At 48.5% G+C, this 15614-nt stretch carries 12 protein-coding genes; 1 reads left to right on the top strand and 11 read right to left on the bottom strand.

All coding sequences use genetic code 11. From position 1 onward, the window contains the following. Positions 1–182: 182 nt before the first annotated feature. Both HUB64_RS12815 and HUB64_RS12810 read right to left on the bottom strand, forming a co-directional pair. Positions 183–1775, bottom strand: a complete 1593-nt coding sequence (locus HUB64_RS12815) for an ABC-F family ATPase (protein WP_173497118.1) — start codon at positions 1773–1775, stop codon at positions 183–185. Between the two features lie 412 nt (positions 1776–2187). Next, on the bottom strand, positions 2188–4422 hold the full coding sequence (locus tag HUB64_RS12810; RefSeq protein WP_173497117.1) for a heavy metal translocating P-type ATPase: 2235 nt from the start codon (positions 4420–4422) through the stop codon (positions 2188–2190). Between the two features lie 155 nt (positions 4423–4577). On the opposite strand from HUB64_RS12810, the gene HUB64_RS12805 reads away from it, so the two are divergent. Further along, entirely contained in the window at positions 4578–5039 is a 462-nt protein-coding gene (locus HUB64_RS12805) for a Cu(I)-responsive transcriptional regulator (RefSeq protein ID WP_254451415.1), read from the top strand. A 33-nt stretch (positions 5040–5072) separates the two neighbouring features. On the opposite strand, the gene HUB64_RS12800 is transcribed toward HUB64_RS12805, so the two are convergent. From HUB64_RS12800 to HUB64_RS12760, 9 genes are all read right to left on the bottom strand, one after another. Continuing rightward, complete coding sequence (locus HUB64_RS12800; protein ID WP_173497116.1) at positions 5073–7121, bottom strand: S9 family peptidase; 2049 nt, start codon at positions 7119–7121, stop codon at positions 5073–5075. A 78-nt stretch (positions 7122–7199) separates the two neighbouring features. Next, positions 7200–7442, bottom strand: a complete 243-nt coding sequence (locus HUB64_RS12795) for a hypothetical protein (RefSeq protein ID WP_028760560.1) — start codon at positions 7440–7442, stop codon at positions 7200–7202. A 215-nt stretch (positions 7443–7657) separates the two neighbouring features. Further along, positions 7658–8416 carry an SDR family oxidoreductase gene (locus HUB64_RS12790; protein WP_011846385.1) on the bottom strand — a complete coding sequence of 253 codons (759 nt, stop codon included), beginning with the start codon at positions 8414–8416 and terminating at the stop codon, positions 7658–7660. A gap of 24 nt (positions 8417–8440) precedes the next feature. Further along, the gene (gene mmsB / locus HUB64_RS12785) at positions 8441–9343 is read right to left on the bottom strand and encodes a 3-hydroxyisobutyrate dehydrogenase (protein ID WP_131523779.1); all 903 of its coding nucleotides are present in this window, start codon (positions 9341–9343) and stop codon (positions 8441–8443) included. Between the two features lie 134 nt (positions 9344–9477). Further along, entirely contained in the window at positions 9478–10647 is a 1170-nt protein-coding gene (locus HUB64_RS12780) for an enoyl-CoA hydratase/isomerase family protein (protein WP_173245772.1), read from the bottom strand. After that, positions 10647–11420 carry an enoyl-CoA hydratase gene (locus HUB64_RS12775; protein ID WP_173245775.1) on the bottom strand — a complete coding sequence of 258 codons (774 nt, stop codon included), beginning with the start codon at positions 11418–11420 and terminating at the stop codon, positions 10647–10649. Before HUB64_RS12775 ends, HUB64_RS12780 begins: the two co-directional genes overlap by 1 nt. Before the next feature lie 59 nt (positions 11421–11479). After that, positions 11480–12637, bottom strand: coding sequence for an acyl-CoA dehydrogenase family protein (locus HUB64_RS12770; protein WP_113938930.1), 1158 nt, complete (start codon positions 12635–12637; stop codon positions 11480–11482). An 88-nt stretch (positions 12638–12725) separates the two neighbouring features. Then, a complete protein-coding gene (locus HUB64_RS12765; protein WP_105249702.1) occupies positions 12726–14225 on the bottom strand; it encodes a CoA-acylating methylmalonate-semialdehyde dehydrogenase in 1500 nt (499 codons plus the stop codon). Positions 14226–14341: 116 nt separating this feature from the next. Continuing rightward, the gene (locus tag HUB64_RS12760; RefSeq protein ID WP_173497115.1) at positions 14342–15532 is read right to left on the bottom strand and encodes an acetyl-CoA C-acyltransferase; all 1191 of its coding nucleotides are present in this window, start codon (positions 15530–15532) and stop codon (positions 14342–14344) included. Positions 15533–15614 lie beyond the last annotated feature (82 nt).

Genomic DNA, 15614 nt, shown 5'->3' with positions numbered 1-15614 from the left:
CACCAATGCACTAAAATCGAGTGGGCGAAAAGCTAATCGCTAGATAAAAAGACAGCCAATGGATACAAAAACGCCGCAATGAATTGCGGCGTTTTTATTGATGTTGCATTTAGCTGCACTGTATTTAAATGCATGTATTTAAATGCATGTATTTACACATGCAGCTAAATGAGCGAATAACCTTAGACTTCAATGCCTTTGCTGGCAAGGAACTCATCGTAAGTGCCTCTGAAGTCATTCACACCTGTGTGAGTCACTTCGAGGATACGGTTTGCCAGAGACGATACGAATGCACGGTCATGACTCACGAAAATCAAGGTCCCTTCGTACATTTCCAGCGCGTTGTTCAGTGATTCAATCGATTCCATATCCATGTGGTTGGTCGGTTCGTCGAGCACTAAAATGTTGGCTTTTTGCATGATGAGCTTGCCGAATAACATACGACCTTTCTCACCACCAGACAGCACTTTGACTGACTTTTTAATGTCGTCAGATCCAAATAACATACGGCCTAAGATGCCACGTACCGATTGGTCGTCATCTTCTGGCTTGCGCCATTGGCTCATCCACTCGAACAAGGTCATTTCGTTAGCGAAATCAGACTCATGATCCTGTGCATAATAACCAATGTTAGCGTTTTCAGACCATTGGATAGTACCTGCATCCTGCGGGATGTCATGGATCAGGGTACGTAACAGGGTTGTTTTACCGACGCCGTTTTCACCCAATACCGCAATGCGCTCGCCCACTTCAACAATTAAGTTTAAGTCTTTGAATAACGGAGTGTCGTAGCCTTTCGTTAGGTTTTCAATCACTAAGGCATTACGGAATAATTTCTTCTCTTGCTCGAAACGAATGAAGGGGTTCACACGGCTAGAGGCTTTTACTTCATCTAACTTAATCTTGTCGATTTGACGAGCACGAGAGGTGGCTTGTTTCGCCTTAGAAGCGTTAGCCGAGAAGCGTGCTACGAAGGTTTGCAGTTCAGAGATCTGGGCTTTTTTCTTCGCATTATCAGACAATAAACGCTCGCGAGCTTGAGTCGCTGCTTGCATGTATTCGTCGTAGTTACCTGGGTAAACGCGCAGTTCGCCGTAGTCTAAGTCAGCCATATGAGTACAGACTGAGTTTAAAAAATATCTATCGTGCGAAATGATAACCATAGTACTGCTACGTTGGTTCAACATGTCTTGTAACCAACGGATAGTGTCGATGTCCAAGTTGTTGGTAGGTTCGTCAAGCAGCAGCACGTCTGGATCAGAGAACAGGGCTTGTGCTAACAATACACGCAGTTTTAAACCCGGAGCGATTTCAGACATCAAACCAAAATGGCTTTCAATACCGATACCTACACCTAACAGTAATTCGCCTGCACGGGATTCGGCGGTATAACCGTCCATCTCAGCAAAATCCATCTCTAGGTTGGCGACGGTAATGCCATCTTCTTCACTCATTTCGGGTAAAGAATAAATACGGTCACGTTCTTGCTTTACCTTCCACAGTTCGCGGTGGCCCATGATCACGGTATCGATCAGGTTGAATTCTTCATAACCGAACTGGTTCTGGCTTAATTTACCCAGACGCTCATTCACATCTAACGAGACGTTACCGCTGCTAGGGTCTAGATCACCACACAGGATCTTCATGAAGGTCGATTTACCACAGCCATTCGCGCCGATAAGACCGTAACGGTTACCACCGCCAAATTTAACTGAGATGTTTTCAAACAGTGGCTTAGCGCCGAACTGCATGGTGATATTTGCTGTTGTGATCAAAATGAACTTCCAAATCGAGTAATGTTGGCCGAGCCCGTTGGCGCCGCTTTAAATAAGCATAAACCAAATAACGCTATGCCGAAGGGGTAAAAATAAACGTGGCACTATAGCAGTTTGGGCTAAATTATCAACTAAAAAGGCGGCTAGAAAGCCAGAGGGAATGCCGAGATCGCCGCACTATGCCTGTATGAGAAGCGTAATTAATTTTACCTTATTGGCTTAGCTTTCAATGTATTCGAGCAGAATGACAATCGGATGACCCTTAGCGTCGCAAAGCTTGGCGATGCTAAAGGAGTATCTGTTTAGGGACTATCTGCTAAGGACTTATGTGGTAAGTGTTAATGTGGACATAGCCCAGAGTTAGCTCAAGATACCCGTTTCAACATTTTAAGTTAGCTTAGGTATCGACAACTTATAACTTCTGCCGTCTTAAGCGGTTGGCGTTCGTGACGACAGTAAGTGAAGACAAAGCCATGGCCGCACCCGCAATCACAGGGCTTAATAACATGCCAGTAAGTGGATAAAGCACGCCCGCCGCAACCGGAATACCCAAACTGTTATACACAAAGGCGCCGAACAGATTCTGCTTAATATTGGTAATCGTCGCCCGCGACAATGCCAATAAGTTAGCAATCACTATCAATTGCTGCGACAGTAAGGTGATATCCGCACTTTCAATCGCCACCTCAGTGCCCGATCCCATCGCGATCCCCACATCGGCACTCATCAGAGCTGGCGCATCATTAATACCATCCCCTACCATAGCCACCACATGCCCTTGCTTTTGTAAATCCAGCACATACTGTTGTTTTTGCTCGGGCAATACACCAGCAATCACTTCGGTGATACCCACTTGGTCGGCCACCGCCTGCGCCGTTTGTGGGTTATCCCCCGTTAACAGCACCACGCGAATGCCCCTTTGCAGCATGGCCGCAATGGCTTCTTTGGCATCGGGTTTAATCGGATCGGCAAGTGCGATAGTGGCCACTAACTTGCCCGCTTTAGCGATATAAATTGGGGTTTTACCTTGGTTCGCAAAACTTAATGTCGCGTTAGGATCTAAGGCACTGCCATCGGAATTGACAATATTCAATGCCGTCATCAAGGCGAGATTACCTATCGCCAGCGATACGCCATCGACCTTGCCCTCAATCCCCTTACCTTGATGGTTCGTAAACGCCTGTGTATCGGGCAATTGAGTCAGTGATTCCTTGGCATAACTGACAATCGCCCCCGCTAACGGATGCTCAGAGTGCTGCTCAAGGCTTGCAATTTCGCCCAGCAAGGTTTCTTTGTCGGCATCACTCAGTGTTTGTACTAATACAAAGTCAGTGACTTGCGGCTTACCTAAGGTGACAGTGCCGGTTTTATCCAGCACCACACAATCAACTTTACTGGCGGTTTGCAACGCTTCGCCATTTTTGACTAACACGCCCATTTGGGCGGCGCGGCCCACAGCCACCATGATAGACATAGGCGTAGCCAGCCCCAACGCACAGGGACAAGCTATGATGAGCACACTCGTCAGCACCACTAACGCATGGCTTAAGGCGGGCGCTGGACCTGCAAAATACCAAATAGCCGCCGCCAGTAGTGCTATCGCCACCACAGTAGGGACAAATACCGCGGAGATCTTATCGGCCAATCGACCTATGGGTAATTTTGACGTTTGTGCCTGTTGCACCAATGCAATGATTTTGGCGAGCTTAGTATCTTGTTGTCCCGCCGTCACTCGGTAAACTAGGCTGCCATTGCCGTTGACTGTGCCCGCACTCACACTGTCGCCGCGATTTTTAAGCACGGGAATAGGCTCACCTGTGAGCATGGCTTCATCAAGTAGGGATTGTCCTGTTTCGACCTCACCATCAAGGGCAACTCTGTCACCGGGGCGCAAACGCAGCTTATCACCCAGTTTCAACTGACTTATCTCAACCTTTTCATCACCCTTATCCGTAATACGAATCGCAGTAGTGGATTGCAACCCGAGCAGTCGCTGCACCGCTTCGCTGGTTTTGCCCCGCGCTTTGAGTTCGAGTCCATGACCTAAGTTAATTAAACCTAGAATCATCACACTCGCCTCAAAGTACACATGGCGGGTATCCATAGGGAATGCGCTCGGCATAATGACTACCAACATGGAATAGGCCCACGCGGTACTGGTACCCAGCACAATCAGCGTATCCATGTTAGTGGTTTTGGCTTTGAGCGCCCGCCACATTCCTTGATAAAAATGGCCACCTGTGGTGATGAGTAAAGCCAAAGTGACCAGTCCCATGATGCCCCAACCTAACTGCAGATTTGGGCTGTTGATCATCATTTCACCGCCCAGTAATCCCCACAGCATCATAGGCACACCCACAACGAGCGCGGCTATAGCTTGGCGCATCCGCAGTCGATACTCGGCGGCATCTTCAAGGCGTTTTTCTTCGGCGGCGACTTTAGCATCAATAACGACCTGCGCCGGATAACCCGCATTCGCCATCACAGTCAAGGCGGTATCTGCGCTCATCTTGCCTTCTACCGTCACTTGCTTATCGGCGAGATTCACACGCGCTTCGACGCCCTCTTGGGCGGCAAACGCCTTTTCAATTTTTGCGACGCAGCCAGCGCAATTCATATTGGCGACATAGAGTCTGGTCATAGACATGGGAGATCCCTCACTTGATGTTTCACACTATAGGTCTAAGATAAAGTCTCCCATCACTGGAGAGTCAAGGATGAATTTGCTCAATGTGATCACATCGACAATTAATTGCTGGGCGAAATGGGTGATACCATTCAGTTGGAAAAATAGAGGTCAAAATGAAGATAGGTGAAGTAGCGAAACAAACGGGCTTAAGTGTTAAGAGTATCCGTTATTATCATGATATTGGCTTAGTGTGCGGCGAGCGCAATGAGGCGGGTTATCGAGTTTATCGCCATCAAGATATTGAAGGACTTAAGTTTGTGCATCAATGTCGCGACTTAGGTTTTAGCCTAGAGGATTGCAAATCCTTGCTTGGTCTTAAGGGCAATGAAAGCCGTAATGCCGAGGACGTTAAGCAGCTTACCCAAACTCACCTTGCCTATGTCGAGCATAAAATCAATAAGTTACAGCAGCTTAGGGCGCAATTACAGCACATGGTGACCCAATGCCAAGGCGGCGATCAGCCCCACTGCGCCATTATCGACAGCCTAAGTCACGAGACTCATGGCAGCCATGAAAATCACAAGAGCCAGCAAAATGCTGGCTCTGAGTGTTGCAGTAAAAGCCAATCGCAATAGTGATGGCCAAGTTCAATAACGGTAAATACCGCGTTATTGGCTTCTCACTATGGTTGGCTTTAGCGCCGCGGCATTATCCAGTACCAGTGTTGCAAGCTTACCCGCAGGGGTAAAGTTAAACACTTGCCCATAAAATGCCAGCTCAGTTTCTAATCCTGCGGCCTTGTGCTCAGGTTTCCAACCGCCGTGGGGTTCATCCTGATAAGCGATATAAGCCGTGGGTACGCCTCTCACTTTTAACGCCTCATAAATCTGCCGCGACTGCTGTGGTGGTACGATTTGGTCACGTAATCCTTGAAAAATTAATAAAGGCTCATTCAATCCTTCAAGGTGATGCAGGGGCGACAGTTCCCTATAGCGGGCTTGATTTTCACCATAGGGGCCGATGAGCAGATCTAAGTAGCCAGTCTCGAATTTATGGGTACTCTTGGCGAGCTGTTCAAAGTCACTGATCCCCGCATAGCTCACCCCCGCTTGAAATACATCATAAAATGCCAATGACGACATCACAGTTAACCCACCAGCGCTCACACCTCGAATCGCCAGTTTTTGTCCATCGACCCAACCCTTATCAACTAAATAACGGGCCGCATTGACCGCATCTTCCACATCAACTTGGCCCCATTTTCCGTAGATACTTTGACGATAAGCACGGCCAAAACCACTGCTGCCACGGAAATTAACATCGAGAACCGCAAAGCCTCGGCTGGTCCAAAATTGAATATCACTGCGATAAGCCAGACTCGCCCGCGCCGTAGGTCCGCCGTGTAACATTACAATCAAGGGCGGACGGGTATCATTAGGCGCAGTATAGTTGGGGTTAACCGGACCATAAAAATAACCGTAAGCTTGCTGGTTAGCACCTGTTTTAAAAGTAATATTTTTAGCACGGGAGATATAATTGGGATTAAGTTTTGGTAAGTTAGGGGTATACACCAACTCAGTACCACGACCGATCACTTTATAAATGCCCTTCTCTGGCGTCGCCTTAGCGCCGACAAAATAAACAGCATCTTCCCCTCGGATCACTTGGGTGATTTCACCAAAGTCGACGGCCAAAGATTCGGTCAGGCCTGAATCTAGATGCAGTCGAATTAAAACGGCCTGACTACCAAGCATATAACTGGCAATAATCGTTTTTTCGGATTCAAAGGCATAATTATGATTGCCTAAATACCAATCAGCCACCGCAAACTCGGCCTTTTTCTTTAGCACTGGGTCTAAGGTATTTTGTGCCGTGACTCGATAGATATTCCACCAGTTACTGATATCCGATACGACATACAATTGTCCATCAGGACTAAATAACGGCTGCGACACCGAAGAATCTGCGGGCGTGTTTACCTTACGAATATTGTGTAATTGTCCTTTACGGTCCAGATCCCCAAGCCAGAGCACGCTATTATCCCATGGCATATAGGGATGTTCCCACGTGATCCACGCCAGTTGGCTGTTATCGGGCGAGATGGCTGGCGAAGAAATAAAGTCATGGCCCGAAACAAAAGTATCGCCTTCACCGGCAAAATTAAGATTAATGGTAACAAGACTCGCCTTAGGCTCACCCGCTTGACGATGATCTTCGCGCACACAGATAATCCTCGACCCTTTGGGGTAAGCAATACAATCTGCATGGCGAGTACCATTTGGCGTTAAAGGCAAAGGGGGTTGATTAGGGGCAAAACGATAAAACAGTTGGTCCTGTGCCTTAGTGGCAAACAGACTCTGACCAATCCCCAAAAAGGCGGCACCACCGTATTCATGAACGGCGGATTTAACATTAAACGCAGGCGGTACTATGTCGGTAATTTTTCCACGTTGGTCGAGGCGTTTGATCCCGACTTTGCCTTGTTTTTCACCATCAGATTCAGAGAAATAAATAGCACCATCAACGCTTTGCAACTCAGCCACATTATCGGCCTGCTCAAAAACTTCAGTCGCCGATAGCGGAGACTGCCAACTACCATAGGGCGCAACTATGCGCGCGCCATTATCACTAAGATGCGGCGTCTCTTTGTTCGAGCGCTCGCAAGCACCTAAACAAAATAAGCCCCCCAGCATCCATAAATATCCATGTAGCTTCATTGTTTCTCCCCAATGTTTGCCAACTGCACAAACCGAAACAAAATATGAACTTGCAGAAATGAGTTATGTGTAAATTAGTTATTTTTTAAATTTTTTTAAGAACCAATTTACCACTTGCACTTGTTGTACTTGCGTTAAACCAAAATAAATACACACCCAAGGTGAGATAAGAAAAAACCATGGGATCACGGCCACAGAGCGGCCACTAAAGAGCAGAAAAAAGAAACCGCAATAAATCACAACCAACCCTAAGATACCCACGATCAACATCATGCGCTTAGTGATTTTCTCAAGCCAGTGGGCTTTTTCCTGCCAAGACATCCGGATTTCAAGCTCCATTACATGTGATCAACATGTTTGTAAAGTTATGTAAAAAAACGGGAGAGCGATTGTTGAAGGTTAACAACTAAATGTCAACTCCAACAGTGAAATCTAAATAAATCCGAAAGCTAGGGCATAAGAACCATTATCTTTATTTACCCTATAAAAAAACCGAGCCTAAGCTCGGTTTTTATGCAAATCAATAAGATATCGCTCTAAAGACGAATACCACCATCGATTTCAAACACACGACCGTTAACATAATCGTTTTCAATAATAAAACGTACGGTAGAAGCTATCTCGTCGGCATGACCTAAGCGGCCAACAGGCACGAGTTTCTCTAAACGCTCCAACGCTTCTGGCTTCATTGCCGCCGTCATCTCGGTCGCAATCACACCTGGTGCTACGGCTGCACTACGGATATTGTAGCGCGCTAACTCCTTCGCCCAGCCGACGGACATAGCCGCAACACCCGCTTTTGAGGCCGCGTAATTTGATTGGCCCATATTACCCGCCTTAGCAAGGCTAGAGATGTTAACAATCACCCCCGCTTGACCCGATTCAATCATGGCCGCTGCGGCCTCACGGCCACAGAGGAAACTGCCGGTCAGGTTCACATTGATCACCGATTGGAATTGCTCGTAAGACATACGATCAGTGACCTTGCCGTCTTTGGCTTTGACTAACATGCCATCACGCAAAATACCGGCGTTGTTCACTAACACGTTCACTTGACCAAAATCTTCGAGAATATAGGCAAAACCCGCGACGACATCTTCTTCGTCGGTAATGTCTAAGGCATAACCTTGGACTTCAGTGTCCGATCCAAGCTCAGCGCAGGCTCGCTCGAGTTTTTCTTGGTCCACATCGATAAGCGCTATCTTAGCACCCGCCTGCGCAAAATTTTGCGCCATTGCTAAGCCTAAGCCACCCGCGCCGCCAGTAATGACGACAACCTTATCTTTTAAATCCATCTGGTGATCCCTTGTTATCTGTGTCTATTTTTTAAGTGGTGCAAATTGTTCAAATATACTGGAAAAATCTCGGCGACCATTGCCTTGTCTTGCATGATTAACATACAAGCTGCGGGCTAAAGCGCCCATTGGCGTGCTAGAGTTGCTCAATAATGCAGCTTCTTGTGACAGACCGAGATCTTTGACCATCAAATCTACCATAAAGCCACCCTGATAGCCCTTAGAAGAAGGCACTGTTTCCATCACGCCTGGGCAGGGATTGTACTTCTCTAGCGTCCAGTTTCCGCCACTGCTGACCTTCATAATGTCGGATAACACTTTGGGATCGAGACCATGATCGACGCCCATTTGCAGGGCTTCGGAAGTACCGACCATCAACACAGATAACAGCATGTTATTGCAGATTTTCGCGACTTGCCCCGCACCTGGACCGCCTGCGTGGAAGATATTCACACCCATAGCCTTAAGTACGGGTTGCGCACGTTCAAAAGCGTTATCCGAGCCACCACAAATAAAAGTTAAAGTACCCGCTGCCGCGCCTGCCGTGCCGCCAGAAACTGGTGCATCCATAAATTCGATGCCGCTTTTAGCCGCTTCGGCCGCCACTAATTGTGCGCTTTGCGCATCGATGGTTGAACAATCGATGAGCAAGGTATCACCCGCAACCACTTCAAGTAGGCCTTTGTCTGTTCCATTGCCTAAATATAAGTTTTTTACATGCTTGCCCGCAGGCAGCATAGTAATCACCACAGTTGCGCCCGCCGCAGCGCCGCAGGCGGTACTTGATACTAAGGCGCCTTTTTCGGCCAATTGCTGCATAGCCTCGGGGACTAAATCAAAGACGCGAACCGTCATGCCTGCTTTTAATAAATTGGCCGCCATTGGGCCGCCCATATTACCTAAACCGATAAAGGCTACTGTACTCATGCCATCACTCCTGTGTTGTTCTTTTTAGTGTTGTGATAATACTATCAAATTGATTATGCTGACTTTATCACAGAGTAAAGCGAGCTTGGCTAAGCAGATAAACACAGCGCTTAGCCAACTCGGCCCTTAAACGCTTAACTCAGTTGGTTAAAGGGATGCGCCTCGCCCCATGGGGAAGCCAATATTTGCTCAAGTACCGCTGTGGGTACTGAGTTAACATCCTTAAAACGCCATTGCGGTTTCTTGTCTTTATCAATCAAGAGTGCACGAACGCCTTCGCAGAAATCACCGTGGGCACACACGTTAACACTCGCGGTTAACTCCCATTTGAAACATTGAGCTAAGCTTAGCTTAGTCCCTAACTGCCCTTGGATATAAACCAAGTGCCAGCTGATAGGGCTACCCGCAAGGAAGGTGTCCCGCGCTTTCATTAACCACTTTTCTTCCGATACCAAAGTTGACATGCGTGCTGCAATATCCTGCAGACTGCCCGCCATAAGCCTGTCAATTATGTCTTGGCTTTCGGCTAATACACTGTCGCCCTTAGGAATATCCACTTGATTAGACAGCTCGTTGATCATGCTATCTAAACGTTGATGATTAAGAGCTGGCGTATCACTCCAATCTAAGGTTGCCATGGCATCAAACATCAGCTCTTTGTCGTCGCGGTTCAGGTAATGATCCGCAAGGCCCACATAACAGGCATCGGCGGCATTGAGTTGATAGGCGGTCAATCCCAAAAACAATCCCATCTTGCCCTGCATACGATTAAGGAAATAACTGCCGCCCACATCGGGATACAGGCCGATAGTCACCTCAGGCATAGCGATACGAGAAGTTTCGGTAACGACTCTGTGGCTCGCGCCCGCCATCAAACCGAGGCCGCCGCCCATGACAATGCCATCGCCCCACACCAACACAGGTTTGCCAAAGGTATGCAGTAGATAATCGAGGCGATATTCCTCTTCGAAGAAAACCTTTGCTTCCTCAGTCACTTGCCCATTAGCGGCAATGGAAGCATGGTATAAAGCGCGCACATCACCCCCGGCACAAAATGCCTTCTCACCGCTACCATCTAATACGATGCAAGCAATAAGGGGATCTTTCTTCCACAGATTAAGCTGCGCCGTCATAGCGCGCACCATGACTAAATCTAAGGCGTTGAGGGCTTTTTCCACATTGAGTGTGACCACCCCAACCAATTTGCCAGAAGCAGTGGCTAAGGTTTGAAACACCACATTTTGTGTGGTCGTGACCTGATTTGCGACATGCTCGACCACGTCATTATCTACTACATTCGTCATTAGCGGTTTCTCCACTCAGCTTTACGTTTCCCTAAAAACGCATTCACGCCTTCGGCCTGATCTTCAGTATCAAATAATCCGACAAATAACTCACGCTCAATCGGTAGCGCTTGGCTACGCGCCATAGTGCGCCCCGCTTGAATAAGAGTCTTACATGCAGTCACGCTGCTTGGGCTTTGATTCGCCACTTTGACGGCTAAGGCGATTGCCGCATTAAGCGCTTCGCCTGTGTCGACCACTTCTTCCACTAAACGTAGATTCAATGCTTGAGTCGCATCGATACGCTCGCCGCATAAAATCATCCGTTTAGCCCACCCTTCACCGACTAATGCGGTCAGATTTTGAGTGCCACCCGCACAGGGTAATAAACCGACCGTCGCTTCGGGTAATGCCATTACAGCTTGAATTTCGGCGATACGAATATCGCAGGCCAACGCGACTTCTAAGCCGCCGCCCATGGCATAGCCATTAATCGCGGCAATCGACACACCGCGGAATTGGCTTAAGGTTTCAAAGGCTTCACCAAAATGCTTTGCCATCGTTGCCGCATTGCCTTTGTCACCATCGCTAAACAGTTTTAAATCGGCGCCAGCGGAGAAGAACTTTTGCCCTTGGCCCGTTAACACTAAGGCGTAAATATCTTTATTGGCATTCAGCTCAAGCACTTTGGCTTTAAGCGCCTGTAAACTCTCGGCAGTCCAAGTATTGGCTGGCGGATTGTTCATAGTCAGAATCGCCGTGTGGCCTTCGATACGTTCAACTAAATATTCCATCTTTATAGACTCCTTTTCAGTTATCGCCGACCTGTAAGTCACGCATATTGCGAGTTGAATTACAGGATTTGTCCTGCATTTTCATCGAGTAAACGACGGGCGATAATTAAGCGCATAATTTCGTTAGTACCTTCTAAAATCTGATGCACACGCACATCACGGAAATGACGTTCCAGCGGGTACTCCCTTATATAACCATATCCACCATGAATTTGCAGCGCCGCATCGCAGACTTGAAACCCCACATCAGTGGCAAAGCGTTTCGCCATAGCGCAATAAGCCGTGGCTTCAGGATCACCACTATCGAGTTTAAAGGCCGCAAGGCGCACCATTTGGCGGGCTGCGACTAATTCTGTCGCCATATCGGCAAGCTTAAATTGCAGCGCTTGGAAAGCCGCTAACGGTTTACCAAATTGCTGACGCTCATTCATATATTGAGTTGCGCGCTCTAAAGCCGACTGCGCCGTCCCCACAGAACAGGTAGCGATATTGATGCGACCGCCGTCTAAGCCTTTCATCGCGAAAGCAAAACCTTGGCCTTCTTCACCGAGCAAATTCGCTACTGGCACGCGCACGTTTTCAAAGGTGATTTGACGGGTCGGCTGTGCATTCCAGCCCATTTTATCTTCGGCTTTACCGTAGATAACACCAGCGGCATCCGCCGGAATGGCAATGGCCGAAATTCCCTTAGGCCCAGCTTGACCTGTACGGCACATCACGACTAAAAGCTCAGTGGCGCCCGCACCCGAGATAAACATTTTCGAGCCTGAAATCACATATTCATCGCCGTCGCGCACCGCTTTGGTTTGCAAAGATGCAGCGTCCGAACCCGCGCCCGGCTCAGTCAAACAGTATGACGCTAACATCTGCCCAGTGGTTAACGGCTCAGACCAAGTCTGACGCAGAGTTTCAGTGCCCCAAGTCGTCACCATCCAAGTCGCCATATTGTGAATGGTCAGCATGGCCGTGGTCGCGGTGCAGCCCTTGGCAAGTTCTTCAAAAATAATCGAGGCATCGAGGCGCGATAAGCCCATGCCACCTTCGGATTCTGGCGAATACAGAGAGCAAAAACCTAGCTCACCGGCTTTTTGGATCACGTCTTTGGGGAAATGATGTTCTTCATCCCACTTGGCGGCGAACGGGGTTAATTCTTCCGCGGCAAACTGGCGCGCAAGATCGGCAAACTGACGTTGGTCATCGTTGAAATTAAAATCCATTTGGCTCTCCTATGACTCTGTGGTCACTTTTTTATTGAATAAATTGGGCGCCGTAAAGACGCCGTGGTTTATCGATTAATCACCGAGCTTAGCGTAGGTTAATGCTCATATTTGGCGTTGAAGCTACGGCGATATCAGACTCGAACCAGCGGGAAGTGATGGTCTTGGTCTCGGTATAGAAACGCACCGCTTGCTTGCCATAAGCATGTTGATCGCCGTAGAAACTGCCCTTCCAACCGGTAAATGAGAAGAAAGGTAATGGCACAGGAATCGGCACGTTAATCCCCACTTGGCCGACTTCGATTTCATGTTGATATTTACGGGCAGCTGCACCGCTAGCGGTAAAGATAGACGTGCCGTTGCCATAAGGGCTAGCATTGACTAATTCGATAGCCGCTTCTAATGAGTCCGATTCCATGCAGCACAGAACAGGGCCGAAGATTTCTTCCTTGTAGATGCTCATCTCAGTGGTGACTTTATCGAACATGGTTGGGCCAATCCAGTTGCCCGACTCGTAACCTTCTACGGTAAAATCGCTGCCATCGAGTAAACACTCGGCGCCTTCGGCTTTACCTTGAGCGATAAGTTTAAGCACCCGCGCCTTAGCGGCTGGGCTGATAACCGGGCCATAACCCGCTTCTTTATCGTCCCATAAACCTGGGCGAACTTTGGCTAAGGCTTCTTTTAATTCTGGGATCCACTCTTTAGCGGCGCCAACAAACACAGCAACCGAAATCGCCATACAACGCTGACCCGCCGCGCCCACAGAAGCGCCGACTAAGTTGTTGATCACTTGCTGTTTGTTTGCATCTGGCATGATAACGCAGTGATTTTTCGCGCCCGCAAAGGCTTGCACGCGTTTTAAATTATCGGTACCCGTTTTATAAATATATTGACCCACAGCCACAGAACCGACAAAGGAAATTGCTTTAATCGCAGGGTCTGCCAGCAGGATATCTACGGCTGTTTTATCACCGTGCACTAATTGCAATACGCCTTTAGGTGCGCCCGCCTCAACAAACAGCTCAACCAGGCGCTGCGGCGTCATAGGGTCTTGTTCAGAAGGCTTTAAAATGAAAGTGTTACCGCAGGCAATCGACAATGGGAACATCCATAACGGGATCATCGCAGGGAAGTTAAATGGCGTAATACCCGCACACACACCGAGTGGTTGAGTGTAACTGTAAGTATCAATTGAACGCGCGACGTTCTCGACGGTTTCGCCCATCAATAATGACGCCACGTTACAAGCATGTTCAGCAACTTCGATACCACGCCATACATCGCCCTTGGCATCTTCAAAGGTTTTACCAGTTTCCTTTGCAAGAATGGTCGCCAATTCGTCGTGATGTTCTTTTAGCAGATGTTGATAACGCAACATGACGCGCGCGCGTTCAGACACTGGCACTTCTTTCCAGGTTTTAAAGGCCGCTTTGGCGCTAGCAATCGCAGCGTGAACTTCTTCGCTAGTGGCAGCATTAATCACAGCAATCGGCGAGTTATTCGCGGGATTGGTGACAATAATCTGTGATGTGCCCGTACCTTGGATAAACTCGCCGTCAATGTAATGCTTTACTTGTGTGGTCATGTTGCAATCCTTTCCTTGTAGAGTGATGGGCTGGCGGTGCGATATTATGATTATCCTCAAGGGAAGTGATTGCCCTTGCCAGCCCCGTCTTGTTGATTTAACTAAAACCTTTGCAATTAGACCTCAATGGCCATCGCTGTTGCTTCACCACCGCCGATACACAGCGAGGCAACACCGCGCTTAAGACCGCGGGCTTTTAAAGCATGAATTAAGGTCACCAGCAAACGTGAACCCGAGCAACCAATAGGATGACCTAAGGCGCAGGCGCCGCCATTGACGTTAACTTTAGCCACATCTAAACCCAGTTCAGACACGGCAAGCATAGTCACCATAGCGAAGGCTTCGTTGATTTCGAATAAATCGACTTCATCCGTTGACCAACCCACATTAGCCAGCAATTTCGCCATAGCGCCGACAGGTGCAGTGGTAAAGAGTGAAGGCTCTTGGGCGTGGGTCGTGTGGCCTTTAATGGTGGCTAATACTGTTAAGCCTAAACGCTCAGCTTCGCCACGCGAGGTCAGCATCAATGCCGCTGCGCCATCGGAAATAGAGCTAGAGTTAGCCGCTGTGATAGTGCCATCTTTGGTAAAGGCTGGTCGCAGCGTAGGAATTTTTTCAGGGCGGGCATTACCGGGTTGCTCGTCGGTGTCGACAGTAACATCACCGCGACGATCACTGACTGTGACAGGCGTGATTTCGGCCTTAAAGGCGCCCGAGTTAATCGCGGCATTGGCTTTTTCGAGCGAACTTAGCGCAAAGGCGTCCATCTGCTCGCGGGTGATACCAAATTCATCGGCGGTTTTCTGGGCAAACGTTCCCATGGCGCCGCCAGTATAAGCATCCTCAAGACCATCTAAAAACATATGATCGAGCACTTTGCCGTGGCCCATGCGCATGCCGCCGCGAGCTTTATCCAAAAGATACGGCGCTTGGCTCATACTTTCCATACCGCCAGCGATCACGACTTTTGCACTGCCCGCTTTAATCAAATCGTGGGCTAACATTACCGTCTTCATGCCTGAGCCACAGACTTTGTTCACTGTGGTCGCACCAACGGATAAGGGTAATCCCGCACCCAAAGTTGCCTGACGCGCAGGCGCTTGACCTAAACCAGCGGGTAATACGCAGCCCATCAAGACTTCATCAACATGCTCACCCGCTAATTGAGTCTCCGCCAACAAGCCCTTAATGGCTGTCGCGGCTAAAGTCGGTGATGCAACAGATGACAAACTGCCTTGAAAACCACCCATAGGGGTGCGTTTAGCGGCAACAATAACGATATCTTGATTTAACGGTTCAGTACTCATGCAGGCTCCAACCCAAATTGACCACAAGGCCTAGTGCTAGCCTTGGGACGTTTAATAAAATCGACAATAAAACCACTCTGAC

Source organism: Shewanella sp. ISTPL2, assembly GCF_013283205.1.
Taxonomy (GTDB): domain Bacteria; phylum Pseudomonadota; class Gammaproteobacteria; order Enterobacterales; family Shewanellaceae; genus Shewanella; species Shewanella oncorhynchi.
The sequence above is the reverse complement of the archived record's forward strand: the minus strand, read 5'-3'. Positions and strand labels throughout refer to the sequence as shown.

Excerpts from the sequence above, each read along its gene's own strand:
- HUB64_RS12810 (WP_173497117.1), bottom strand. The coding sequence starts at position 4,422 with ATGTCTATGACCAGACTCTATGTCGCCAATATGAATTGCGCTGGCTGC.
- HUB64_RS12805 (WP_254451415.1), top strand. The coding sequence starts at position 4,578 with ATGAAGATAGGTGAAGTAGCGAAACAAACGGGCTTAAGTGTTAAGAGT.
- HUB64_RS12800 (WP_173497116.1), bottom strand. The coding sequence starts at position 7,121 with ATGAAGCTACATGGATATTTATGGATGCTGGGGGGCTTATTTTGTTTA.
- HUB64_RS12795 (WP_028760560.1), bottom strand. The coding sequence starts at position 7,442 with ATGTCTTGGCAGGAAAAAGCCCACTGGCTTGAGAAAATCACTAAGCGC.
- HUB64_RS12790 (WP_011846385.1), bottom strand. The coding sequence starts at position 8,416 with ATGGATTTAAAAGATAAGGTTGTCGTCATTACTGGCGGCGCGGGTGGC.
- mmsB (WP_131523779.1), bottom strand. The coding sequence starts at position 9,343 with ATGAGTACAGTAGCCTTTATCGGTTTAGGTAATATGGGCGGCCCAATG.
- HUB64_RS12780 (WP_173245772.1), bottom strand. The coding sequence starts at position 10,647 with ATGACGAATGTAGTAGATAATGACGTGGTCGAGCATGTCGCAAATCAG.
- HUB64_RS12775 (WP_173245775.1), bottom strand. The coding sequence starts at position 11,420 with ATGGAATATTTAGTTGAACGTATCGAAGGCCACACGGCGATTCTGACT.
- HUB64_RS12770 (WP_113938930.1), bottom strand. The coding sequence starts at position 12,637 with ATGGATTTTAATTTCAACGATGACCAACGTCAGTTTGCCGATCTTGCG.
- HUB64_RS12765 (WP_105249702.1), bottom strand. The coding sequence starts at position 14,225 with ATGACCACACAAGTAAAGCATTACATTGACGGCGAGTTTATCCAAGGT.
- HUB64_RS12760 (WP_173497115.1), bottom strand. The coding sequence starts at position 15,532 with ATGAGTACTGAACCGTTAAATCAAGATATCGTTATTGTTGCCGCTAAA.